Origin of the sequence: Salipaludibacillus sp. CF4.18 (genome assembly GCF_051262595.1) — a bacterium.
Lineage (GTDB): Bacteria > Bacillota > Bacilli > Bacillales > Salisediminibacteriaceae > Salipaludibacillus > Salipaludibacillus neizhouensis.
Genome location: NZ_JBIMEV010000006.1, coordinates 94,004 through 118,486, shown reverse-complemented (window position 1 = coordinate 118,486; position 24,483 = coordinate 94,004). Strand labels below are relative to the sequence as shown.

30 protein-coding genes and 1 other annotated feature are annotated in these 24,483 nt (G+C 36.4%); of the genes, 25 read left to right on the top strand and 5 right to left on the bottom strand.

Annotated features, from left to right (window positions below):
• The first annotated feature begins 103 nt into the window (after window positions 1-103).
• The 6 genes from ACHABW_RS06500 (at window position 104) to ACHABW_RS06475 (ending at window position 4,019) form a co-directional block, all read left to right on the top strand.
• Window positions 104-1,204, top strand: coding sequence for an AI-2E family transporter (locus ACHABW_RS06500; RefSeq protein ID WP_435754573.1), 1,101 nt, complete (start codon window positions 104-106; stop codon window positions 1,202-1,204).
• 87 nt (window positions 1,205-1,291) lie between these two features.
• Complete coding sequence (locus ACHABW_RS06495) at window positions 1,292-1,669, top strand: rhodanese-like domain-containing protein (protein WP_435754572.1); 378 nt, start codon at window positions 1,292-1,294, stop codon at window positions 1,667-1,669.
• Between the two features lie 119 nt (window positions 1,670-1,788).
• The gene (locus tag ACHABW_RS06490) at window positions 1,789-1,932 is read left to right on the top strand and encodes a lmo0937 family membrane protein (protein ID WP_435754571.1); all 144 of its coding nucleotides are present in this window, start codon (window positions 1,789-1,791) and stop codon (window positions 1,930-1,932) included.
• A gap of 84 nt (window positions 1,933-2,016) precedes the next feature.
• Window positions 2,017-2,289, top strand: coding sequence for a hypothetical protein (locus tag ACHABW_RS06485; protein ID WP_110935075.1), 273 nt, complete (start codon window positions 2,017-2,019; stop codon window positions 2,287-2,289).
• 113 nt (window positions 2,290-2,402) lie between these two features.
• The gene (locus tag ACHABW_RS06480; RefSeq protein ID WP_435754570.1) at window positions 2,403-3,245 is read left to right on the top strand and encodes a YitT family protein; all 843 of its coding nucleotides are present in this window, start codon (window positions 2,403-2,405) and stop codon (window positions 3,243-3,245) included.
• 270 nt (window positions 3,246-3,515) lie between these two features.
• Window positions 3,516-4,019, top strand: coding sequence for a BsuPI-related putative proteinase inhibitor (locus tag ACHABW_RS06475; RefSeq protein ID WP_435754569.1), 504 nt, complete (start codon window positions 3,516-3,518; stop codon window positions 4,017-4,019).
• Window positions 4,020-4,171: 152 nt separating this feature from the next.
• Here ACHABW_RS06475 and ACHABW_RS06470 read toward each other — a convergent pair whose 3' ends face one another.
• The gene (locus ACHABW_RS06470) at window positions 4,172-7,093 is read right to left on the bottom strand and encodes an SNF2-related protein (RefSeq protein WP_435754568.1); all 2,922 of its coding nucleotides are present in this window, start codon (window positions 7,091-7,093) and stop codon (window positions 4,172-4,174) included.
• Complete coding sequence (locus tag ACHABW_RS06465) at window positions 7,074-8,012, bottom strand: hypothetical protein (protein ID WP_435754567.1); 939 nt, start codon at window positions 8,010-8,012, stop codon at window positions 7,074-7,076. Before ACHABW_RS06465 ends, ACHABW_RS06470 begins: the two co-directional genes overlap by 20 nt.
• A 201-nt stretch (window positions 8,013-8,213) precedes the next feature.
• On the opposite strand from ACHABW_RS06465, the gene ACHABW_RS06460 reads away from it, so the two are divergent.
• Window positions 8,214-8,441: a hypothetical protein gene (locus ACHABW_RS06460; protein ID WP_435754566.1), complete on the top strand. Its 228-nt coding sequence runs from the start codon at window positions 8,214-8,216 to the stop codon at window positions 8,439-8,441.
• Between the two features lie 249 nt (window positions 8,442-8,690).
• On the top strand, window positions 8,691-8,960 hold the full coding sequence (locus ACHABW_RS06455) for a NifU N-terminal domain-containing protein (RefSeq protein WP_435754565.1): 270 nt from the start codon (window positions 8,691-8,693) through the stop codon (window positions 8,958-8,960).
• A 109-nt stretch (window positions 8,961-9,069) separates the two neighbouring features.
• On the opposite strand, the gene ACHABW_RS06450 is transcribed toward ACHABW_RS06455, so the two are convergent.
• Window positions 9,070-9,525, bottom strand: coding sequence for a GNAT family N-acetyltransferase (locus ACHABW_RS06450; protein WP_223292215.1), 456 nt, complete (start codon window positions 9,523-9,525; stop codon window positions 9,070-9,072).
• 3 nt (window positions 9,526-9,528) lie between these two features.
• The gene (locus ACHABW_RS06445; protein WP_435754564.1) at window positions 9,529-10,356 is read right to left on the bottom strand and encodes a Cof-type HAD-IIB family hydrolase; all 828 of its coding nucleotides are present in this window, start codon (window positions 10,354-10,356) and stop codon (window positions 9,529-9,531) included.
• Window positions 10,357-10,526: 170 nt separating this feature from the next.
• Here ACHABW_RS06445 and ctaG point away from each other — a divergent pair, with 170 nt between their 5' ends.
• The 17 genes from ctaG (at window position 10,527) to ACHABW_RS06360 (ending at window position 22,847) form a co-directional block, all read left to right on the top strand.
• The gene (gene ctaG / locus ACHABW_RS06440; protein ID WP_435754563.1) at window positions 10,527-11,444 is read left to right on the top strand and encodes a cytochrome c oxidase assembly factor CtaG; all 918 of its coding nucleotides are present in this window, start codon (window positions 10,527-10,529) and stop codon (window positions 11,442-11,444) included.
• 15 nt (window positions 11,445-11,459) lie between these two features.
• Window positions 11,460-12,086 (top strand): SCO family protein, encoded by a 627-nt coding sequence (locus tag ACHABW_RS06435; RefSeq protein WP_435754562.1) that lies wholly within the window; start codon window positions 11,460-11,462, stop codon window positions 12,084-12,086.
• A gap of 142 nt (window positions 12,087-12,228) precedes the next feature.
• Complete coding sequence (locus ACHABW_RS06430) at window positions 12,229-13,524, top strand: molybdopterin molybdotransferase MoeA (protein ID WP_435754561.1); 1,296 nt, start codon at window positions 12,229-12,231, stop codon at window positions 13,522-13,524.
• The gene (gene mobB, locus ACHABW_RS06425; protein WP_435754560.1) at window positions 13,521-14,063 is read left to right on the top strand and encodes a molybdopterin-guanine dinucleotide biosynthesis protein B; all 543 of its coding nucleotides are present in this window, start codon (window positions 13,521-13,523) and stop codon (window positions 14,061-14,063) included. Before ACHABW_RS06430 ends, mobB begins: the two co-directional genes overlap by 4 nt.
• Window positions 14,064-14,065: 2 nt before the next feature.
• Window positions 14,066-14,542, top strand: a complete 477-nt coding sequence (locus ACHABW_RS06420) for a molybdenum cofactor biosynthesis protein MoaE (protein ID WP_435754559.1) — start codon at window positions 14,066-14,068, stop codon at window positions 14,540-14,542.
• A complete protein-coding gene (gene moaD / locus ACHABW_RS06415; protein WP_435754558.1) occupies window positions 14,535-14,768 on the top strand; it encodes a molybdopterin converting factor subunit 1 in 234 nt (77 codons plus the stop codon). The genes ACHABW_RS06420 and moaD overlap by 8 nt, the downstream gene beginning before the upstream one ends.
• 145 nt (window positions 14,769-14,913) lie before the next feature.
• Entirely contained in the window at window positions 14,914-15,222 is a 309-nt protein-coding gene (locus tag ACHABW_RS06410; RefSeq protein WP_110935089.1) for a HesB/YadR/YfhF family protein, read from the top strand.
• A gap of 195 nt (window positions 15,223-15,417) precedes the next feature.
• Window positions 15,418-15,612 (top strand): YjzC family protein, encoded by a 195-nt coding sequence (locus ACHABW_RS06405; RefSeq protein WP_435754557.1) that lies wholly within the window; start codon window positions 15,418-15,420, stop codon window positions 15,610-15,612.
• 258 nt (window positions 15,613-15,870) lie between these two features.
• Window positions 15,871-16,038, top strand: a complete 168-nt coding sequence (locus ACHABW_RS06400; RefSeq protein ID WP_183041044.1) for a hypothetical protein — start codon at window positions 15,871-15,873, stop codon at window positions 16,036-16,038.
• 219 nt (window positions 16,039-16,257) lie between these two features.
• Window positions 16,258-17,247: a BMP family ABC transporter substrate-binding protein gene (locus ACHABW_RS06395; protein WP_435754556.1), complete on the top strand. Its 990-nt coding sequence runs from the start codon at window positions 16,258-16,260 to the stop codon at window positions 17,245-17,247.
• Window positions 17,244-17,759 (top strand): DinB family protein, encoded by a 516-nt coding sequence (locus ACHABW_RS06390; RefSeq protein WP_110935092.1) that lies wholly within the window; start codon window positions 17,244-17,246, stop codon window positions 17,757-17,759. The genes ACHABW_RS06395 and ACHABW_RS06390 overlap by 4 nt, the downstream gene beginning before the upstream one ends.
• Before the next feature lie 44 nt (window positions 17,760-17,803).
• Entirely contained in the window at window positions 17,804-18,145 is a 342-nt protein-coding gene (locus ACHABW_RS06385) for a hypothetical protein (RefSeq protein WP_110935093.1), read from the top strand.
• 333 nt (window positions 18,146-18,478) lie between these two features.
• Window positions 18,479-19,411, top strand: coding sequence for a beta-ketoacyl-ACP synthase III (locus tag ACHABW_RS06380; protein ID WP_435754555.1), 933 nt, complete (start codon window positions 18,479-18,481; stop codon window positions 19,409-19,411).
• Between the two features lie 27 nt (window positions 19,412-19,438).
• Entirely contained in the window at window positions 19,439-20,680 is a 1,242-nt protein-coding gene (gene fabF / locus ACHABW_RS06375; RefSeq protein ID WP_110935095.1) for a beta-ketoacyl-ACP synthase II, read from the top strand.
• 188 nt (window positions 20,681-20,868) lie between these two features.
• The gene (locus tag ACHABW_RS06370) at window positions 20,869-21,687 is read left to right on the top strand and encodes a DUF2268 domain-containing putative Zn-dependent protease (RefSeq protein ID WP_435754554.1); all 819 of its coding nucleotides are present in this window, start codon (window positions 20,869-20,871) and stop codon (window positions 21,685-21,687) included.
• A 92-nt stretch (window positions 21,688-21,779) separates the two neighbouring features.
• Window positions 21,780-22,007, top strand: a complete 228-nt coding sequence (locus tag ACHABW_RS06365) for a hypothetical protein (RefSeq protein ID WP_435754553.1) — start codon at window positions 21,780-21,782, stop codon at window positions 22,005-22,007.
• 69 nt (window positions 22,008-22,076) lie between these two features.
• Window positions 22,077-22,847 (top strand): DUF3603 family protein, encoded by a 771-nt coding sequence (locus ACHABW_RS06360; protein WP_435754552.1) that lies wholly within the window; start codon window positions 22,077-22,079, stop codon window positions 22,845-22,847.
• A gap of 178 nt (window positions 22,848-23,025) precedes the next feature.
• On the opposite strand, the gene trpS is transcribed toward ACHABW_RS06360, so the two are convergent.
• Window positions 23,026-24,012 carry a tryptophan--tRNA ligase gene (gene trpS / locus ACHABW_RS06355; RefSeq protein ID WP_435754551.1) on the bottom strand — a complete coding sequence of 329 codons (987 nt, stop codon included), beginning with the start codon at window positions 24,010-24,012 and terminating at the stop codon, window positions 23,026-23,028.
• Window positions 24,013-24,088: 76 nt separating this feature from the next.
• Window positions 24,089-24,340 (bottom strand) — a binding site (T-box leader).
• Between the last annotated feature and the right edge of the window lie 143 nt (window positions 24,341-24,483).

Here is a 24,483-nt window from a genome sequence, read left to right as displayed (position 1 = left end):
ACAAAAGGCGCTACGGTTTTGTTATTAATTGATATTTGAAGCTGTTCTTAATGTTCTTATGATATAATATATGCAATTATTGGAAAGAAAAGAAGGTGTAAATTTGTTTCAATCTAAACTTATTAAAGTACTCGTTATTATTTTGTTAATGTTGTTAATCATTCTTGTAGGTACCCGAGTTACATTTTTGTTTACTCCTTTAGTTGTCTTTTTTCAGACACTCTTTATTCCGTTTATCATTGCAGGAGTATTATTTTACTTATTAAGACCCGTAGTAAACTTTTTACATAGCAAAAAGATGCCAACACCATTGGCTATCTTACTAATTTATTTGGTCTTGATTGGAGTAGGTATTTTGTTGGTTACTTCGATCGGTCCGGTTCTTCAGCGTCAAGTTATGAATTTAGTCGATAATGCTCCAATTTTATTTCAAGAACTGCAAAGATTAATCATCCAATACGAAGACCATGAAATCATTGCACGCTTTCAAGAGACAGAAAATTTTTCTATCGAAGAGACCACCAACAACCTAACTGCGTATTTAACTGAGGCTTTTGACTTTTTAGCTTCAAATATTCTTAGTTTCCTTGGTGTCCTTACAAGCTTTCTCTTGATATTGATTATCGTACCTTTTATGTTATTTTATTTACTGAAGGATGGTAACAAAGCTCCTCATCAAGTATTACGTTTCTTCCCAAAAAAACAACAAGCAGATGGATATCGTATTTTACATGATATGGATGAGAAATTAAGTTCTTACATTCAGGGTCAAATCATCGTCAGTTTTTGTGTGGGCGTTTTAATGTATATTGCGCTAGTCATTATAGGTGTGGAGTACTCGTTAATCTTGGCATTAATTGCAATGCTTACCAATGTAGTTCCGTTTATTGGTCCTTGGATTGGAGCAGTTCCGGCAGCAATTGTTGCTATTATTGACTCACCAATTACATTTTTATGGGTAGCCTTAGCAATCGTTGTCATCCAGCAAATAGAGAGTAATTTTATCTCACCACAAATTATGGGGAAAAAGTTAGCAGTACACCCATTAACGATTATTATTTTAATTTTGGTGGCTGGTAAATTTGCAGGACTTCTTGGTTTAATCTTAGCTGTACCATTTTATGCAGTGACTAAAGTAATTGTTTCACACACGTATAGGTTATGGCAGCTTCGTAGAAAGGCTAATGCAGAAGACTCTCTGTGAGCAATCAGGATGAATGTCTGTTTATTTATTGATACAATAGGAATTAAAGATCCATGTTGGGAAAGAAAAACAAAGGAGTGAAATGGTATGAGTAGTGAGAATAAAGGAGTTACACAAATTGATAAAGATGAACTGAAAAACATTCTTTCAGCTTCGGATTCTAATAAAATAGTGGTTGATGTACGAGAACCTGAGGAATATAATGACGGTCATATTCCTGGAGTCCCTCTTGTACCAATGCAAACTATTCCTGATTTGTTAGAAGGATTTGATAAAGAGAAAGAATATGTTTTTGTATGCAGAAGCGGAAACCGTTCCCAAAATGTTTCATTGTTCATGAAACAACAAGGGTATGAAAAGGTTGAAAATTATGATGGTGGCATGCTTGTTTGGGACGGAGAAACAAAGCAGGGTATGGAGAAACACATTGAAAATGCTGGTGATTTAAAGACGTTTAAAAAATAGCTAAACAAAATTAAAACCTTCTGTTTCAAAACAGAAGGTTTTAATTTTGTTTATAAAGGTAATACATAAAACTAAGAGTGATAAGCACAAAAAAAATGTTATATTTAGGAGGCTAATTTATGCTATGGACAATTATTGGTATTATAATACTTATGTGGATTTTAGGTTTTAGTTTTGACGTTGGTGGTGGATTAATCCACTTACTATTAGTTATTGCGTTAGTGGTAGTAATTATAAACTTAATCAGTGGACGTCGGGCTTGACCATATGAAGAGTAAAAAGTCATCCATTTCATTAACGACGTATTTTTGATAAATAGTTACACAATAAGGGAGTGACCAATCATTATGGCAAAAAAGTGGTTTACATCCACGATGCTCGCAACTGCGGTAGCAGCAGGTACTTATTATTTAGGAAAAGAAGAAAACAGAGAAAAGCTTCAGCATAATTATAATCGAATGAAAGCCAAATTTAAAAATGAGACAAAAGAAGATCATGAACCTTATTTAGAAGAAAAAGTGGGTCATTCGGATCCTAACGATGAAGATGATAATTCAATGGTCGGTGAAGGTGCTGTCTACTCTGTTAATTACTACAATAAGACGCACAAAAATGATTAATATTAGTAAAGGAAGCCTCTATTCACAATGTGAATGGGGCTTCTTTTTTGTGGGAAACTACTTTTAGAATAGTGGGAAGTGGAAACAATATACTAAGTTAGGGAGGAAGTTTTATGACCAAAAACTTAGATATACTTGAAGAGGCCAAGAAAATAGTTGTAGCAATTATCACTGCCTTTTTCATGGCTATTAGTCTGAATTACTTTTTAATCCCTGCGAATGTATTTGCAAGTGGTTTTACAGGGATGGCTCAAATATTGTCAGAATTAGTGCCACTTTCACCAGGGATATTATTATTATTATTAAACATACCTGTAGCTGTTATAGGGTGGCTAAAGGTGGGGAAGAGCTTTACATTTTACAGTTTTTTAAATGTAGCTTTCACAACATTTTTCTTAGAAGCTATACCTGTTAGAGTTTTTTCAGAGGATATCATTTTAAATGCTGTTTTTGGTGGAGTTTTTGCAGGATTGGGTGCAGGGGTAATTCTCAAGTGGGGAGGATCGACTGGAGGAGTCGATATTCTTGCTTTATTAGCTGCGAAAAAAAATGATCGACCAATAGGCGTTTATTTTTTAATAATGAATGCAATTATTGTGGTAACTTCTGGGATGATGTTTGGGATGGAGAAAGCTTTATATACACTATTGAATTTATATGTTGCATCTCGTATTATTGATACAATACATACTCGTCACGTTAAATTAACAGCCATGGTGGTAACGAATAAAGCGGATGAATTGCAAGAGGCTTTTTATAAGAAAGTAATGCGGGGGGTCACACGAATCCCAGCCAAAGGAGGATATTCGAAAGAGGATAAAGAAGTATTATTAATTGTTATTACAAGGTATGAACTTTATTTTTTACAGCAGGTTATCGATGAGGTCGATCCAAAGGCTTTCACAAATATCATTCAAACAACGGGAATTCACGGCATGTTTCGAAAAAATGACTAGTTTTTTAAGAAAAACGGCATAGCCGTCTTTTCTTAAATCCAGCGTCAGCTTCCGTCGCCCCCCCCCGAGTAGCACCTACGAATGCATGTAGGTGCTACTCGAAAGGAGGTGGGTTTCCCTTGATACGTGCGGCGTGAAGGTAGCTGCTAATTTTATAAATTCTTGTAAGAAAAGACGCTACGCGTTTTTTTAAATTAAAGAAGAAATGATTGTAACATCTCTTAATGAAATGACGTCATTATATGTACCAGATAAAGAGAGGTGTAAAATATGAAGATACAGCGTTTATTATGGCTAATTTCACTTTTTACTTTCTTAGTCCTGGCAGGTTGTGGACAAGGGAGTAATAATGTATATGAAGAAAATATAAATGGATCGTCTGAAGGGGAGATGGTGGAGATAGATGGATTAAAGTACACGATGGCAGTGGAGAAGGAAAACGACGTAATTGAAGTTACATTGTCATTGAAAAACACATTAGAGAAAGATGCTATTACCGTAGATTTTTCCTCAGGACACCAGTTTGATATCTTCATTCATGATGAAGATGATAATCTTCTTTATGATTATGCAGATGGAATGATGTTCACGCAAGCTTTTATTACAGAAACAATTAATGCTGGTGAGGAACTTACTTTTACGGATTCATGGAATTCAAATAACACTACGGATGCTGCCCCACTGAAGATTTCTTCTCAATTAAACATTTATCAAGTAGATGGGACTAATTTAGAGGGTACCCCATTTAAGTTGGAAAAGACGTGGACTAAATAAATGAGGACGCGTTCTCATTTGAAGGGCACAGAAAAAGTAAAAATAACTTTTTCTGTGCCCTTTTGACAAAAATGTATAATATTATCGGTTTTTTAAAGATTGTTGTATCCGCCTGAAGCGATTCGAGTACTTCCCTTCAAATCAACCATTTACTAAAGTGAGAACAAAGTCCGAAGTTCTTCTCTGGAAAGCTCCCAGAGGGGGAATGACTTACCATGGACGAGTGCTTTTTGGAGTTTTTCTTTTTCTTTAATAAGTTGTCCAATTCTTTCTTCAATTGTTCCTTGGTTTGTAATTGTATGAACCGTTACAGGTTTTGACTGACCAATTCGATGCACTCTATCCGTCGCTTGTGCTTCTACAGCAGGATTCCACCATCTGTCATAATGTAATACCTCTGCAGCCTCTGTTAAGTTCATACCAAAGCCACCAGCCCTCAAAGAAATAACCATAAAAGGAATAGTGCTATCTGTTTGAAACTGAGCAATCATTTTTTGCCTTGCTTTTGACGACAGCCCCCCATGGAAAAAAGGTATTTCCATTTGATGCTGAAACTTTCCCAACCGTTGAAACATTTTACCGACAAAGCGATATTGTGTGAATATTAGACCTCTCTTTTTTTCATGTATCCATCTATCAACCATTTCTGAAGCAAGGTCCCATTTTTCAGATCGTCCTTCTTCAAAAATAAAATGGTTCTCTTCCTGAAATAACTGATCAGGGTGATTACAGATTTGTTTTAGTTTGGTCATGGTTTTAAATAAAAGTGCTCGTTGCACTTGTATCGATTGGTTATCATAGGCAGTCATCAGTTCTTCAACCGTTGCCTCGTATAGAATAACTTGTTCATCTGTTAAGGAGACAGAATGATCGATCATTGTTTTTTCAGGAATGGCAAGTTCATGAAATTGTGATTCTTTTGATCGTCTCAACAGGAATGGTTGGATGACATCGCGAAGCTTGGTAATGTTTTCCGCTCTTTTTTGCTCATTTTTTTCTTGAAGGAAAGTTTCGAAAAACCACGTTTCATCTTTTAATAAACCAGGAATTAATAAATCCATGAGACTCCATACTTCCATAGGATGGTTCTCAACAGGAGTCCCAGTGAGCGCGATAGAATGTAAAGCATCAAACTCTTTTATCGCTTGTCGTAGCTTTGTGCGACTATTTTTAAGCATTTGCGCCTCATCAAAAATACATCCGGTCCAGCGTAGATCCCGTAAGTATAGGTGATCCTGCTTTGCAATTGGATAGGAACAAATGATGACTTGGGTTGTCTTCATATTTTGCAGGAATGACTCTTTACGGGAAGAGGGAGAACCCTCATGATGATATACCTTCAATTGAGGAGCGAAGCGACGTAGTTCATGTTTCCAATTATGTACCAGACTAGAAGGACATAGAATTAAAAAAGGTGTCTCACTTTTTTCATTACGCAATACCTCATCGATATAAGTAATTGTTTGGACAGTTTTTCCTAACCCCATATCATCTGCTAAACAACAGCCAAGTTGAAGCTTCCGCATGTGTAATAACCACTGAACCCCTTTTTTTTGATAACTTTTCAAAATAGGCTCCCATTTATGTCTTAAAGGGTAAGGAACGACATTTTTATGAAGTAACATGTCTGCTGTCTTCTTATCGAAGCTCCATTCGATGGAATCCTTGGATGATCTGATTTGTTCATCTTTGCTATTTGAGTGGTCAGGTATTGAAAAGGATTGAGCGTGATTTTTGAGCGCTTCAAAAATAGGTATATGTTTGTTATCGGAAGAATCCATCATTTGATGTAATAATTCATTGGCTGTCTCTAGATCCCACATTACCCATTCATCGTGAAGACGGATCATCTGTTGTTTCTGTTCGACAAGATCAATAAACGTTTGTTGATTCATGATATCTCCATTTAACTGCAGTTGCCAGTTAACTGTTGTACGTATCCAAGGAGTGGTTGAGAAATTCTCTTCCTCCATATGAGGGACAGATACTGTTGCAGTAAGATTCGGTGTAATCTTTTGTCTGAATTTTTCAGGGACTAGCATAGCAACACCTAGAGATTCCAGTTCTTTAACATCGTTCAATAAAAATGAAGAAATTGTCTCGTTCGATAGAAAAAAAGAGGTCGCTCCTTGTTTAGGTAATAGCCATTCATATGTTTTGAAATGAGATATCTCTTCTTCAAGCCAAGCCAGTGGATTTTTTCTAAAAGGATGCTGGCCTCTCATTACATTTGTTACGGAAATAGTTTTCCCAGTCGTCCATTCTTTCATAAACCACTCGAACTCCCAGTCTGTTAAGAGAGATTCGGGTTCGTACATGACTATCTGAAGCTGAAACTCAATTGGATTTTCGCCTTGCCAATGGTTAATACATAAAGGATAAAGGTGTCTCGATAATTTCAAGGTTTTCCAGGGTTTTTCAAGCGCATTCATCCACTCCTTTACTTGGCTTTCAGATGTTTTAGCTGCCAATATAGAAAAATAGGGTTTGATTTCAGTTTGATATGTTTCTGAAATGAATACATAATGCTGTAAGTATAGAAAAAGAAAAGAGTCAATTAGCTTTGGTTCCAATATTGAATAAGTACTTTTCTCAGCCATCATATCCGCAGAAATTTTTGGTGTCGTGACCACAGTCATTTCTATAAAAGTTGGTGTTTCCCATTGCCCATAAATACTAGGATAAAGTTGTCTCTTGTCAACTTGATTTAACAGTTGATTTGTTTCATTAAGTAAAAAGTGGAAAGACTCATCGAATAAGAACAAGGATGATTCTGACAAATCTTTAAGCAGGTGAAGGGATGTCAAAGGCACGATAATCCCTTCTACACGGGTTACATTGTTATTAGATTGCATTTCGAAGGTCGCAGTATCGAACATCACTCCATAGAAAGAAGAACGGTGGTCGGAAAATAATAGTTGTTTGATCGTTAGTATATCTTTTTCCCATCGAATCGCATCCTCTGTTATAAAGGTTGGTTTCTTTGAAGTACATGAAAGCATAATACCTTTGTCCATATGAGAGGGATCAATTGCTGCAACAATATGCCATTGATTATCTAGACCGGCTATCAAATTGTTTCAACTCCTTTTGTAACGCTGCAAAACCCTTGTACCGTTTTTGTAACACAAATAAAAATAATTGAAATTGCTCGGGACAATCAAGATCTCCCAGTATAGCTTGAAGGTCTTTTAACAATACAACAGATGATTCATAATGTTTCTTCGTTTTTTTTTCTATTAATCTCTCAATCCAATGCATATACAAAGGGATTGCTAAATGGGAATTGTTCTTCCTTATAAGCTTGAAAAACTGTTGTTCTTCCATCGAAAGCATCGAGGGGTCACATGGGGATAGGCTCCATAACTCGATTCCTTGTTCATATCGATGGTGATAAGATAATAATTGGAATAATGTTCTTCTAACTGGACGATGAGCAATTTGTTTCTGAAGTTCTTCAATGACGCGATCCACTAAAAAGAATTTAGCTTCCTTATATTCAATATGTTCATAATAGTCTTTATACATAGCAAAATGAGGACGAATCATCCAGTTGCTTAACCATACTTCTATATCGTTTTTAATATCAAAAGTAAAACTTGGTATCTGTTTCGAAACTTTCAATGATTCCACTTGTGGAAACTCAGCATTTGCTTTCTGGAGAAAAATAAAATCTTCTTGTGTGGTGAAATGGAAAGGTATTTTACAAAGATATCCTTCTAATAATTTTTCAATTTCTTTTTTCTGTATCGAAAAGGAGCCGCGTATTTTCAATTCTTTTTTTATTTCCATAAAAAAGGAGAGAATAAGATAGGTTTTTTCATTCGGACTGATTGTGTCGTTGTAATGGGACAAAGCTACTTCGATTATATTCCTTAATGAAGAAATAAAAGAAGGATGGTAGTTCCATTCTTCACATAGCGTCTTGACAGCTTGCCTATATTTATTGATCACATCAACTGATAAAGAATCGCTTTTTACATGCTTTTTCATGGAAGAACAGCCTCCTTTTAATTATTCACCTCTTTATTTTACAGATACTTGATAATAAGCACAAATGCTCTCAATTAGCTTAAGTTCAAGAAAAAAAGCGTCTTTTTTTCAAGGGATTACATAAGATGGTTCATAAGCAAACAAATCGATAACAAGGATTAATCATTCGAAAATAAGGAAGAAGTGGAGGTGAGTTAAATCATGGATCCATATCATAAAGTTAGACCGAAACAGTCACGGTCAATTGCCATTGAGCCTTCCATCAAATTATTTGTTATTTCTGCTGAAATAGACTATTATCTTATGAATTTAAAAGAAGCTCTCGATACTGATAATACGAACGATATTCGTTTGTTCAAAAGAAGATTATCATCTTTAGTCAAGAAAAGAGAGAATCTTTTGATATATATAAATGAAACATCCGGCTAGCTGATATTCCAGCTAGCTTTTTTTCCGAAAAGTATAAGAAGACAGCTATCTTTCGCCGCGCGTATCAAGGGAAACCCACCTCCTTTCGAGTAGCACCTACACGTACTTCGTAGGTGCTACTCGGGGCGGCTGAAGCGGAAGCTGACGCTGTATTTAATAAAAGACGGCTATGCCGTTTTTCTTACTACATTAACATTCCAGATAAAACGTGTTAAACTAAGAACACTTACATATAAGGAGGTTTTATGAATGGCAATTGAAGTTAGAGGCGAACCAACACCTAACCCGAATGCAATGAAATTCACAGCTAATAAAGTAATATTTGAAGGATCAGGAAGTGCATCTTTTAAAAAGAATGACGAAACAGATCATCCGTTAGCAAAAGAATTATTAGCTTTAGAAGGTGTGGATAATCTTTTTGGTTATCAGGATTTTATCACAGTTAATAAAGAAGCAGGAGCAGACTGGGATTCTTTACTTCCGGATATCCAAGCTGCATTTGAGAAAGTTTACGAATAATATCTATAGAAAAGCTAACTTGGTTTTAACACCAAGCTAGCTTTTTTTATTGCTCTAATAACCGTTTTTTTTAATACCGCGGAAAGCAACCATTTTAAAAGAATAAAATTTATGAAAGAGATCTTCCGTATCTTTTAGAAATAATATCGTAGAAGCCTAAAGAATTGTAAAGCTTCTTCGTGGCTGCATTACTGATTCCTGTTTCTAACTCAATGCCTTTATAGCCCTCTTGCTCGGCCCATTGCAATACCTTTAAAAGTAGTTTCTTAGCAATACCTTGTTGTCGATACTCCTTCATTACATATAAATCATTTAGCCAAATATACGGTCCACCTTTGCCCAGAGATATGCCGCTGTTTAAAAAAGCACAGCCAACAAAGATATCATTTAGCTCTACAACAAAGAATTCAGCATTTGAATTTTTCTCTAATGCAAGTGAGATCGTTTGAGTTAAAGGTGCGCTATGGTCGTTATCACTAAGGCTGTTCATTTGTTCTTCCATTACAGAAGTAATATTTTGAATCGTGATGTCATCAGCAGGCTTATCAACTTTAAATATTTTCAAGTCCTACACGTCCCTTCCGTTTTTCAATGAGAAATAATCCTCTAAATAAACAGCAATCCCGTCTTTTTCATTTGTATCCGTTGTTTCATTGGCTACATTTTTAAGTTCATCGATTGCATTTCCCATTGCTATACCATGCCCTGCGTACTCTAGCATTTCTAGATCATTATCTTCATCTCCAAAAGCGATAACTCGTTCTTGAGGGATATTGTAATACTTAACAATTTCTTTTAATCCGACAGCTTTATGTAAACCAGCTTTAATAATTTCAATGACATGCCAAGGTGCTCCCCAAGATCTTTGCTCAATAACTTCTGCATGAGCATCTTTTAGAAGTTGTTTAATGCTTTGATGCTGGTGATCTTCTGGTTGTATTAAAATAGAAGTGGGATCCCGTTTTATAAGCTGATGAAGGTTTCCGCTATCGGAGGGAGCTTGATTTACCGTGAAAGCTTCAGCAAAACCTCTGTTCAGGTGACGCAAATAATAGTCATCCATTACTTCCACCATCATATTTTTTACCTGAAGAGCTTCACATGTTTCTATAATCGTTTTAGCCGTTTCTTTATCCAACGGAGAATGTATCGTTGGAAAAAGAGCAGGAGCGACAGGATGATGGATAAATGCTCCGTTAAAGTTAACCATAGGTGAATCTAAAAAAAGTTCCTGATAGTATTGACTGCTGGCTCTGTAGGGTCTTCCAGTCGCAATCACTATCTTGTGCCCTAACTCTTTCAATTGGGTTAAAGCAGAGTGATTTCTTTTAGAGATTACTTTATCATCTGTTAATAATGTACCATCTAAATCTACTGCGATTAAATAAGGTTTCATTAAATTTCCTCCTGTCAGGACTGTTCTTGTGTCCTAGATCTTCCAAGAATAAAAAATAGGATTTTAAGCAAAATCATGATATAAATATACTATATCATGGCTATTCCATGTTAAAATACCTTTGTGAAGAAAATAATAAACAAACATTATCCCTAAGGATAGGAGATAGAATGATGGAACAATTTTTCTCGACATTTACTGCAAGAACGATATGGACACCCGAATTAATCCTTGTCCTAGCTCTCGTAAGTATCATATATTTTTTAATAATTAATCGATTTAGGCATTTATTTGCTGATTCAAAGCCAGTATCACTAAGAAGACAGGTTTATTTTCATCTTGGTTTATTAGCTGTATACATAGGATTTGGAGGCCCACTCTATGTATTAGGTCATATTATGTTAAGTATGCATATGCTATCTATGGCGATTGTCTATCTGATTGCCCCACCTTTACTGTTATTGGGCATTCCTTCTTGGTTTTTCAAATCGATTGCCCAGCTAAACATAGCTCGCAGCATTTTTAAAGTAATCGGGTTTCCTTTATTTGGCTTGCTTTTATTCAATGCCATTTTTTCATTTTATCATATACCCTTTACTTTTGATTTCTTAATGACAAGTGAAGTTTGGCATAATGTTTATCAACTGGCAATGCTATTAGCAGCGATGCTAATGTGGTGGCACATTATCCCGCGACTCAGAACGAAATATGAGTTATCGGAGCTAAAAAGAATCGGATACATGTTTATGAGTGGTGTTTTATTCACGCCTGCTTGTGCATTGATTATTTTTGCCAATGGTCCTTTATATGCTACTTATACAGATCCCTCAACATGGGCCGTTGCGATGAGTTATTGTCTTCCACCTGGTACTGACATGCCATTTGAAATTTTTTCCGGCGAGCAGGCTTTGTCTGTACTAAGCCCTCTACATGATCAGCAATTTGGAGGGGCAATGATGAAAGTAATTCAAGAACTAGCTTACGCTGTAGCAATTGGTGCTACATTTAAACTATGGATGAAAAGAGATAAAGAAGAAACACCAAAACTTAAAATAAAAGAATATGATATGTATCAAACCGAGGGATAGAGAAAGAGGGGTTTTATGAAGAAGTTTTTGATTTTGGGGAGTACTGCAGTTTGTCTATTCATTTTATCAGGATGCAGCTTTTTGTATCAAGATGCATCGGAATCATCGCAGTCGGATGCAGTTATTGATGTTTCACAAACGGAGGAACCATGGCAAACTGCTGAATTTGAAGCAGTAAATCAATATGGTGACACTGTTTCTATTGAGTCACTTGAAGGAGAATGGTGGATCAGTAAGACAATTTTTACGAGATGCCCTACAGTATGTATGACAATGACTCCTAATATGGTCGAGTTACAGAGCGCTTTGGAGGAGAAAGGCGTCGATATAAGAATTGTATCGTTTACCGTTGATCCTGATTTTGATACACCTGAAAGATTAGAAGAATATGGAGAGTCTTATGGAGCTGATTTCAACAATTGGGACTTTTTAACAGGTTACGAATTTGAAGATATTCAACAATTTGCTCTAGAGTCTTTTAAATCGCAAATTCAACAAGTCCCAGAGGAAAGTGACATCATGCATCCTACACGGTTTTTCTTAGTCAATCCTGATGGTATCGTTCATCGAATGTATAGTGGCGAGAAGAGTTTTGATCTTAAAGCTACCGTTGAGGATATTACCGAAATTACAGGATCATAAGCGCCACTTGCTGCCAATTACTCATTGGTAGCTTTTTTTATAATATTCTGCCAAGATTATAGGTAGATGAAGCGATAACCGTCGTTGGAGATATGTGTTATAAAAATTCTCTCTTTTAGAAAAAAAGGATGTGTAATTACGAATGATAGAAAAAAGAGATCCAATACAAGTAAAAGAAGCAGTATCTAGAGTGATGAAATACAGCAAAACAGGGGAATTAGAACATGTTTCTCTTGAGAACGCTGAAGGAAGATATTTAGCGGAAGATATTATAGCTGATCACCCTGTCCCGCCATTTGATAGATCGCCATTAGATGGTTTTGCTGTACAAAGTAAAGATACCAAAGGAGCAAGCTCAAGCAATCCTGTTCGACTAGAGGTTGTTGAAACGGTGGGGGCAGGACATGTTTCTACCAGTATTCTTAAACCTGGGCAAGCTGTGAGAGTCATGACAGGTACAATTATGCCAGAAGCATGCGATTCGATAATCATGTTTGAACTTGCTAAAGAAGTGAATAAAAATAACCAAACATATATTGAGATAACTCGTTCGTTTGAAAAAAATGATTTTGTAGCGAAAGAGGGGGAAGAAACTAAAAAGGGCGAAGTCATTGTTAATGCCGGGAAAAAGATCACTGCTGGAGTGATTGCAGTTCTCGCTACGTTTGGATATGCGAAGGTTCCGGTAGCGAAAAAACCTGTTATAGGTATTTATGCGACAGGGACAGAATTATTAGATGTAGATCAGGATCTTGAGCCGGGAAAAATAAGAAACAGCAATGCTTATATGATCATTTCTCAAGTAAAACAGGCTGGTGGAGAGCCTTTATACTTTGGTAAATTAGAAGACAACTTTGAACTGTGTTTTAAAGCAGTACAAGAAGCACTAAAAGAAGTAGATGTTTTAATTACGACTGGGGGCGTCTCCGTTGGTGATTTCGATTTTCTGCCGGCAATCTACAAAAAGCTTGGTGCCAACCTTTTGTTTAACAAAATAGCAATGAGGCCTGGAAGTGTAACTTCAGTTGCGGAGAAAGACGGGCAATTACTATTTGGCCTTTCTGGTAATCCTTCTGCCTGTTATGTGGGGTTTGAACTATTTACTAGACCTTGGATCCAAACTTATTTATTTTCAACCAAACCGTATCTAGAGTCTGTCAAAGGAACGCTGAAAGCAAACTTTCCCAAAGCAAATCCTTTTACACGATTTATTCGGAGTAAAATCGCCTTTGAGCATGGGAAAGTAGTTGCTCAACCAATAGGGATGGATAAATCCCAAGTAGTAACCTCCTTAGCTTATTCAGATGTATTTGTTGCATTACCTGGCGGAACTAGAGGCTATAAATCAGGCGATGAAGTAGATATTATTTTGTTGAATTCTGAAGGGGATAGTGCTCCTTTTCAAGACCCGGTTAAATCAAGAAAAACTGACCAATGATTAACTCACATAGCAAAAAGCATCAAATTGTAGGATTTTCAAATTCAGGGAAAACAACGATAGCGAAAGCCCTTATTGAAGCAATTTCCAGGCGTGGTTTATCAGTAGGAGCGGTGAAACATCATGGGCATGGAGGTATCCCTTTAAAGCAAGAGTCCTTTGATACAGATTCGGCTAAGCATCGAGATGCAGGAGCTTCTGGGTCACTTGTTATCAGTGAGACTGAATGTAGCATGATCCTTTCAGATACAAGTCATCTGAATTTAGAGGATTTAGTCAGGATCTATGAATGTCTATCTTTTGATATGATTATTATTGAGGGATTTAAGCAAGAAAAATATCCTAAAACGGTTATCATAAGATCTTCAGCGGATGAACATTTATTAAAAAGTTGTGTGGTCATTGAAGCAACGATATTCTGGGAGGAAGAGTTAGCGTTAAAGTGGGAGAGTAAAGGATTATTTCCTGTTTTTTTAATGAATGATCTAGAAAGTTATATACGTTGGTTTCTTCAAGCATATTGTAGAAGCGAGGGATAATAATGACAGTTAAAAATTTTGAGATAATTGAAAAACCAATTGAGGTTGATCACATAATAAGAAAAGTTGAAGACAGAAATGCCGGAGCAATCAATACTTTTATAGGAACAGTTAGAGAGATGACAAAAGGAAAAAAGACATTATATTTAAAATACGATGCTTATATTCCGATGGCGGAAAAAAAACTTGCCCAAATAGGAAAAGAGATTAACGATCGATACGCAGATGCAAAGGTAGCCATCACTCATCGCATTGGTGCATTGGAAATTTCCGACATTGCGGTAGTCATTGCTGTTTCAACTCCACATAGAGCAGATTCTTTTGATGCTAGCAGGTATGCGATTGAGCGAATTAAAGAAATAGTACCGATATGGAAAAAGGAGCATTGGGAAGATGGAGAGGAATGGATAGGAGATCAATTAGAAAATAATGCTTATCCTTTAGGTGTACCGAAGGAGGGGGACGTAATAGATGATTAAAATTTTGTTGTTTGCAGAATTAGAAGAGAAAACAGGTAAAAGAGAATTAAGTGTCTCAATGGACATGACTGTAGAGGAAATCAGAAAGAAGTTACTGAAAGATTATCCTCATGTAACGGGGTTAGCTTCTGCTATGGTTGCCGTTAACGAGGAATTTGCTGATGAATCTGTGAAGGTTAGGCAAGGGGATTTTATTGCGTTTATTCCTCCGGTTAGTGGAGGTTAATAACCCTTTATTTAAAAAGGTTTTAGGTGCTGTCTTTTGAAACCGGTCAAGTTCCAGAAACAAGGCTGCATAAGATACGTTAAGTTTTTATTATGATTAAAAAGGGAAACCTATACTTATGAGCATAAATTTGGAGGGGTATATAATGAATATGACAATTACAGATAAAGCATTCACCTGGTTTAAGGATGAACTAAATTTAGAAAAAGGCGATAATGTTCAATTTTTCGTACGATACGGTGGATTTGGTCAGTTTCAATCTGGTTTTTCATTAGGTATTGCCGAAAAGTCTCCTGATGAACCTGCTGTTTCTACTGACAAAGAAGGTGTGACCTTTTATGTGGAGAAAAAAGATGAATGGTATTTCGATGGGAAAAGTTTTCAAGTGAACTACAGCGACGATAAAGGTGAAATAACATATGACCATGAAGATAGTAAGGAGAATAATCAATAAATAAGTGTTCGATATAATAAGATCGGGAGGTGACTTAATACTTAGTCATCTCTCATTTTTTAACAGGATCAAACTTTTACCATCTTAATGCTGGATTTACTATGATCCACCTTGATCCTTCATTTTTTCCAAGCATAATCTTTGATTTTTAGTACAATCTAAGAATACTGCTATTAAAATCGAGGTGAAGCAAGGATGGGGCAACAAAAACGTTTTAAGCATGGAGAGAAGGCTCCGAATAACGGCGTCTATATCGAAATTGGTGAGACGGGAAGTATGGTTCAAAAACCAAAACAAGTCCATTTAGAGGCAGGAGATAAGTTTCCAGAAAGTTCAAATCACAATCGTGTTTGGTCCCATAAAGTAAAGCCTGATAAATCGTGGGATTAACCACGATTTTTCTTTTTGCATATTAACCTGAATTCAATAACAAGAATGTGATAAGCCGTTTATTCTTTATGACAACAAATATAATATTGTATGGGGATGTTCAAAAAGGTAGTTTTTTTACATTTTTGAATGTCCTCTGTATATGTTTTTCTACCATTCAGTAGTAAATTAACACGTCCACTAAAGAATGAATGTGATTTTTTTATTGTAATTTAGTCATTATTTTGCGAACCTTATAGAGAGAGTAGGTGTGTCATCTTGAAATTATTAATAGGGGTTATTATTTTTTCGATCGTAGCATTATCAGTATATGGATTATTGTTCAGATTTACTACTGACTGGCCAGTAGAAGTAATGGTAATTTGTTCTTTACTTTTGGGCGGCGCAGCAGAATGGCTGTTTTTTAAAATGAATAGAGAGAGTTAGCAATATATTTTGTCATAGTAATGTAATAAACGGAACTAGAGGAGATTTTGAATCTGTGTCGAATTAATTTTATAAAAGATAATAAATCACGGTATGCTTGTGACTAATGAAATGCATAGGTTAAGTCTGGATGTAAATAACACTAGGAACGAAACCATTACTTTTAGAAGTATTAAAACTTATAACCTAGTAATAAACTGTGTGACAGGGAGTGCGTGAATGAATAAGGGAAAAAGGATTATTATCCTATTTGTTATACCGCTAGTTCTTTTTTTATCCGGGTGTCAGCAAGCCCAAGGCAAACCTTTCGAAAAAGTGGGTCTATTACTCTCGCATCCAATCGATGATCAAGGTTGGAATATGAAAGGATACCAAGGAATATTAAAGGTCCAATCAGAGTTTGACGTAGAAGTCTTGATGAAAGAAGGGGTTCGATCAGAAGGAGCCGTTAGAAAATCGTTGGAAGAATTTGAAGAAGAAGACGTTTCATTAGTTATAGGCCATAGTCAATTATATGCGGATTTATTTATGAAGCTTAAAGGAGATTTTCCAAGCATTCATTTCGTAAGTTTCAATGGTGATGTTGAAGGTGAAAGTATTACTAGTATTCATTTTAATGGTTACGCTATGGGGTATTTTGCCGGTATGCTTGCAGGAGAAATGACAAAGACAAACACAGTTGGAGTGATTGCAGCTTTTCCATTTCAACCTGAAGTAGAAGGCTTTGAAGATGGCGTAAATTATCAGGCCCCTGAGGTCGATGTAAAAGTTGACTTCGTAGAAAGCTGGGTGGAAGAGGAGGCAGCTCTCGAAATATTTGAAGGGATGAAAAATGAGGGTGCAGATATTTATTATCCAGCAGGAGATGGTTTTCACACAGCTATCATTGAAGAAGTTAAAAAAGAAGGGCTCTACGCGATAGGCTATGTCGGAGACCAGTTGGATCTCGGAGCATATACGGTCTTAACTAGTACCGTGCAGGAAGTTGAAAAAATGTATGAATATGTTGCTGAAAAGTTCAGTAAAGGAGAACTCGAAACAGGGAATAAGTACTTTGGTTTCTCTGATGGTGTAATTAGTATGGGGGAATATGGGAAAGAAGTTCCTTCAGAAACAATATCGTGGTTAAATGAACATGTGGACACATATATTAAAACAGGCCATTTACCGCATGAATTAGATGAATCGAATGGAGGAGGATCTCAATGAAAGTTCATACATTAGCTCCAGTTTCTTCCCGCGACTCCACACATTTACTAGGAGGCCTTATTCTTACTAGAGAACGCCTTCTCGCTCTTTTGGATGATATAGATGAATACGATCTGCATCATCATGTACATGATTTCCCCAGTGTTGGAGCATATATATTACATCTGGCTCAAATTGAGTGGTGGTGGAATAAAATGGTCTTGCGTCCTGATGGAATTACCGACTTGGATCGTGAACGCTTTTATTTTCAGGAAAAACAAGTTATCATTGCTCCTGAGGGGATGGAGAAAAGCTGGGTATTAGCCAGACTCGGTGAAGCTAGAATGCTAACGAGAGAATACTTCATGGAAATTTCAGATGTCGAATTTAAGAAGTCGAATTTGATTGAAAAAGATCAAGGTATGGGAGAATCTTATTCCCCTGAATGGGTCCTATACCATTTGAATTACCATGAGAGTTACCATTTAGGTCAAATTAATATGCTACTGAAGTGGATTGATGGTCAAAGATAAGATCATTCAATCATCTATTTATACAAGTTTAAGGAGTATGATGTATGTCAGAAGAACAATCAAAAGCAATTAAAAAATTAGCAGATCGAATCGTAAAAGGGTATGATATGATTCACCAGAAGAATTACCAAGAAGCAAAAGAACTATTAGAACCTTTAGTTCCTTTATTTCATCAAGAAGATAAACCAAATGTAACTCTTTTGTGCTATGTCTCGATTGCGCAAATTGGAACGAAAGACATCGATGCTTTTTTAACAACATATGAAGAATTGAAAGAGCAGACACCTAAGACAAAGAAAGAAGAAGCACTTATCAATCGTGTGGATGAAATGTTCCATGAACTTATGGAAACTATAAAAATTTCGCAAGATGATCAAGATATTTAAGAAGACCAAAGCCAAATGGGTAGTTATCGAAACCAAGCTCCTTTGCTTGGTTTTTGTTCTGTTCACAGCTAGGAATACTTGGACCATGCTTTCTTAGAGATTGTTGTTTCGTCGAACAGAGAGTCTCGAATCTTGCAGGGTCTAGAAAGCAATTTAAATAAAAGACGCTGCGCTTTTCTTATTTAAATTCATATACGATATAAAACACTGTCTGAATACATTTAAGGGGTCATAGAGGATGACATTAAGTGGATAAACAATGACTCTTGCACTTTTCTTAGTACTAGGTCATAATCATAAGTATAAAAGATGTTTTGTTGAGGAGGAAACGAGATGCGAGCAGGTATATGGGGAATGGGGAAATACGTCCCGGAGCATGTCGTAACAAATAAAGATTTAGAAAAAATAGTGGATACTAATGATGAGTGGATTCGAACACGGACTGGTATTGAAGAAAGAAGGATTGCGGCTGACGATGTAGATACATCGCATATGAGCTATGAAGCTGCAAAAGAAGCAATTGAAAATGCTGATATAAATCCGGAAGAAATAGATATGATTTTGGTTGCAACTGTTACTCCAGATCAAAGTTTTCCATCTGTATCATCTATGTTGCAAAAACAGCTGGGTGCTAGTAAAGCAGCAGCTATGGATGTTAGTGCGGCCTGTGCAGGATTTATATATGGGCTTGTTACTGCTAAACAATTTATTGAAACAGGAACATACAAGCATGTCTTGGTTGTAGGTACTGAAAAACTATCTAAAATTACAGATTGGGATGATCGTAACACTGCAGTATTATTTGGTGATGGATCAGGAGCGGCTTTATTAGGACCTGTTGCTGATGATAAAGGTATACTTTCTTTTGAACTCGGTTCAGACGGCAGCGGTGGAGACCATATTCGTATGGAAAATCACCTTTTGATGAATGGTCGGGAGGTATTCAAATTTGCAGTTCGACAGATGGGAGAATCTTCTCTGAATGTGGTTCATAAAGCTGGACTCACAAAAGAAGATGTTGATTTTCTAATTCCTCACCAGGCTAATATAAGAATAATGGAAGCTGCAAGACAAAGATTAGACCTTCCAATCGAAAAAATGTCAAAGACTGTCGATCGTTATGGAAATACTTCTTCAGCATCAATACCGTTATCACTTTGTTATGAACTTGAAAATAATAAGATTAAAGATGGCGATGTTGTTGTATTGGTAGGTTTTGGTGCAGGACTCGTATGGGGTGCTGTTGCATTAAAGTGGGGCAGATAAAGCATTAATGTTGAAAGGGGTTTTTTTATGAATAAACAAAGAGTCGTCATTACAGGCATGGGAGCTGTTACCCCGCTTGGGAATGATGTTAAAAGTACGTGGGAGAAAATAGTTAATGGAGAATCAGGTATCAAAGTTACTTCTAAATTTGAAAAAGGAATGTTTCCTGCCAGTGTTGCTGCGGAAGCATTAGAGTTTGATCCACTTAACTTCATGGAAGGAAAAAATGCCCGAAAAATGGATCGATTTACTCAATTTGCTGTGGCAAGTGCAATCATGGCTGTTAAAGATGCGGACTTAACAATTGATGATTCTAATTCCGATCGCGTTGGAGTCTGGATTGGTTCTGGGATAGGTGGTATGGACACATACGAAAAGCAATTCCGTAATTATGAGAAAAAAGGACATCGAAGAGTTTCACCTTTCTTTGTTCCTATGCTCATTCCTGATATGGCTTCAGGTCAAGTATCTATCACATTAGGAGCAAAAGGAATTAATTCCTGTTCCGTAACAGCCTGTGCATCCGGAGCTAATTCAATTGGTGACGCATTTAAAGTGATCCAGCGTGGCGATGCTGATGTCATGATCACAGGGGGAGCAGAGGCCCCAATCACAGAAATGTCATTTGCAGGCTTCTCTTCCGCAAAAGCTTTATCAACAAATCCGGATCCTAAAACAGCAAGTCGCCCTTTTGATAAAAATCGGGATGGCTTTGTCATGGGAGAAGGCGCAGGTATGCTCATCTTAGAATCATTAGAATCAGCCCAAAAAAGAGGGGCAACCATCTATGCAGAAATAGTAGGTTATGGTTCTAAAGGCGATGCTTATCATGTTACGGCTCCTGCTCCAGGTGGAGAGGGTGCCGCACGTGCAATGAATCAAGCTCTTGCAGATGCCGAAGTAGATCCTTCTGAGATAACTTATTTAAATGCACACGGGACAAGTACAGGACTAAACGATAAGTTTGAGACAATGGCTGCCAAGACTGTATTTGGAGAGCATGCAAAAAAACTTGCAATTAGTTCAACGAAGTCAATGACGGGACACTTACTTGGGGCAGCTGGAGGAGTAGAAGCAATTTTCTCTATAAAAGCAATTCAAGATGGGATTATTCCTGCGACTACAAACTATGAGACACCAGATGAAGAATGTGATCTCGACTATGTTCCAAATGAAGCCAGAAAGCAAGACGTTTCCATGGTTATGAGTAATTCACTAGGATTTGGTGGACATAATGTAGCATTAGTATTCAAACGATTTGAGCAATAGTAATTTAATATAATATAACCTGTCCTAAGTGGACAGGTTTTTTTGTGCAAAATAATATACAAGTATTCAAAGAAAATTTGTTTTGTAAAGGTACTATCGTAATAAAGACACTTTTTTCTAGGATACATAGTATGTAAGCAGGTATTCAGTTTACATTTAACTAGTTAGAGAAAAGGAAGGTTGAAAAGATGATTAAACTAATTGATTCGTCGATAAGTGGAATGAAATACTATATAGAGAACATTCCATTTAAAGAAGCTTTTGCAAAAATCATTCCCTATAATCCCAATTTAAGTACAGAAGAATGGTTTAATTTTCTCTTGGATCAAGGGATGAATCCGTTAACGGAAGATACAAAACTCGAATGGCTCCAATGGCGAAGGAAATTAAATAATCCTCAAATAAAAAATATCCTTGAAGATCTTCAAAAAGATTTTTCAGGACCAAATGTGGATATTATTCTATTCCCGTTAAATAAAGAACATTCGACAATGAATGACTTAGGTGGTAAAAATGGGTGCTCTTTCCCAAAATTTATTTTACTATTTTGGCATGAATCTGTGACTAACAATCAACTACATTCCTTGTTAATTCATGAATATCATCACGTAGCAAGAATATTTCATCAAAGTCAAGATGAACAAAAAATCACTTTAATTGAGTCAATGATTATGGAGGGATTGGCAGAATGGGAAGTTCATTCCCGCTTAGGGGAGAATTATCAGGCCCCGTGGACGAAGCTTTATGCTGATCATGTTTTAGAGAAATGGTGGTATGACGTTTATCTTGAACATCTCTCTATACGGGGTCGTATTCATCACCAATTATTGTTATTTGGAGGGCGTGACGGGATCCCTCGCTGGTTAGGATATCAGTTAGGTTACTACATTGTTAATAAATATTTTAAGCATAATCAACATGGAAGTGCTTATTCTAGATTATTAATTTCTCCAAGTGAGTTTTTAACTGTTATGAGCGAGTCTGGTAAAGCTAGTAAAAAGAAATAATACGAAAAAGCAAGTCTTATTACTGTTCGGCGAATCATAGTATAGACTATCGTAATGACTGACCGTATGAAAAAAGGTGGGAGGGATGTACATTGCGTATCTTTTTCCTTTTTTTTGGATTTGTACTAGCTTTGACAGGTGGTATCACTCTTGTTGCTTATTTAAATTTGTTAACGGTAGGATACAGTGTAATAGAATATTTATTATTTGTAGCTAAAAGAGTAGAAACATACCTTTTTATTATTGGGATCTTAATGATTTGGTTGAGTGGTATATTAATTAAAAGACGTAAAAAAAAGAATCAATTTACGAAGAAATAATAAAGTGTGGAATATAATGGATGATTTCTGCGAATACTGTTTGCAAGGAAATAGTTAGGAGGAACGTCCATGATCCATATGAGAGATGTTTGGGTAAATTGGTTTGAAGGGGAAGAGAATAGTTATAATGTTAGTGAATTTTTTGAATGGAAAAAGCATGATCGGATCGAGCTTATAGACCAAATCGTAGTTGTAAAGGTACATTCAAATCTAATAGAGTATATCGAAAATACGTTACAGGAGCTCCCAGAGGGGTTGTTATCTGATGTGTATAAACAAAGTTACCTTCGCCAGAAAAGTGAACGTAAACCTACGGAGTATTGTTTCATTGCAACAGATGGATCAAGAGCAATTATTGTAGATACGATAGGCTATCACACACCAATTAGAAAAAGCAGAATGGTTCCAAGACAAGAAGAGCAATTAAGATTGCTTGTTGAAGACTTACCTTTTCAAGACTATTATATGGATTATCTAGACTGTGAAAAAGAATATCATTTGCTATCGCCAGAACCTCAGCTTATGAACGGATTAGTAAGACGAGAAAAACAATTAAAGCAATTATTATTCATGGCGTTAGATCAGCTTTATGAAGAGGCTGAACTTGCTGAATTAAGATATTGGTACACGGAGTGGATCCCCGCAAAATATGCTGATATACAGCTTATGGGTTTTGACGATGTGTGGACATCCCTATTCAATGATGTAAAAAGTGGTTGGTCGCCTCGGCACGAAGAATTTTGTCACGCTCTTATAAAAGGACAACCTTTCTTTGAGAAGCTATGGGCACTTCAGAATGAAGAAGAAACAACCAAAAAAATGAAAAACAAAAGTATATAAGCAAAACGGAATGTAGCACCTATGTGGAGGCACTTATGAATTTGAATAAGTGCCTCTGCTAATGGTGCTTTTTTAAAACAATTAGCTTGGTCTTTTAAAGATAGTTGTTTTACTTCTAAACAGACGAATCCGCTCAACGCAGACAACGTTACCGTTATTCTGTAAGACGTTTTTATTACTACCGGTTTCTTCCTAGTCCCATTGCTTTTTCAGCTTTTTTAAGCATTTTAAATGCAGATTTATTTGCTCTTTCTGCTCCGCGATCCAAGTGGTCATCTAGTTCTGTGGAGTTCAACAACTCTTCATATTTTGTTTGGATCGGTTTTAGAACAGAAACAACTGACTCTGCAACTGCTTCTTTAAATGGGCCGTATCCATTGTTTTTGTGTTCTTCTTCAATTTCCTTTATCGTTTTGCCGGAACATATAGAATAGATTGTTAACAAATTTGAGACACCTGGCTTTTTTTCTTGATCGTATTTAACTTCCTTATCGGAGTCTGTGACAGCACTTTTAATTTTCTTAGTTATTTGCTTCTCATCATCCAACATAGAAATATAACTTTTAGGATTTGGATTTGATTTACTCATTTTTTTCGTCGGATCCGTAAGTGACATAATACGAGCGCCAACTTTAGCGATTTTCACTTCAGGGATTGTAAAAATGTTGTTAAATTTATTATTAAACCTTTCTGCTAAGTTTCGTGTCAGCTCTAAATGTTGTTTTTGGTCTTCTCCAACTGGTACGACATCGGTGTTATAGAGAAGAATATCTGCAGCCATTAATGGTGGATAAGTGAGAAGAGCTGAGGATACAGCTTCTTTACCATCTGATTTATCCTTGAATTGCGTCATTCTTTCTAACTCCCCAATGTAACTTACACATTGCATCATCCAACCCAATTGCGCGTGTGCTGGAACCTCTGATTGAATAAAGAGGGTTGATTTCTCAGGATTTATTCCCACTGCTAAATAAAGGGCCGACAGACTTCGAATATTTTTTCGCAGTTCCAATCGATCTTGAGGCACTGTTATCGCATGTTGATCAACGATACAAAAAAAACAGTTATAATCCTCTTGTAATTCCACGAAATTTTTCATAGCTCCTAGATAATTTCCTAGCGTTAATGTCCCACTTGGTTGAATCCCTGAAAAAATTGTTTTCATCTTTTATCATCCCTTCATGTCTTTTCAAAATTGAATTGTGTCTCATAGAGAACAAAAAAGCCCATTCATCCCTGTGAATAGGGACGAATGGACCGTGGTACCACCCTGTTTATTTCCTTCATATTTCCTGGAAATCTCTCGTTACCCTCGCATCATAAATAAATGTAAGGGGTCTCTAAATAACGTTAGAGGGACCGGACAAACCTACTGAATGTTCAGCTTGTCAGCTCAAAAGGCCATTCCTTTTCACCACATGTTCTGCTCGCACCAACCGCAGACTCTCTGATCATGCTTCAGGAAAAGTACTCTTCTTTATCATAGCTTTTCTTTTTGAATTAACGTTATTATAATCTCTCTTGTTGGAAAAAGCAAACTGTATAGAAGTTTTACTATTTTGTCTATTTAAAATTCAGTTGATTAATTCTTTAAAACAGTGCAGTATTTAATTATCAAAAAACAGATGTCCTCATA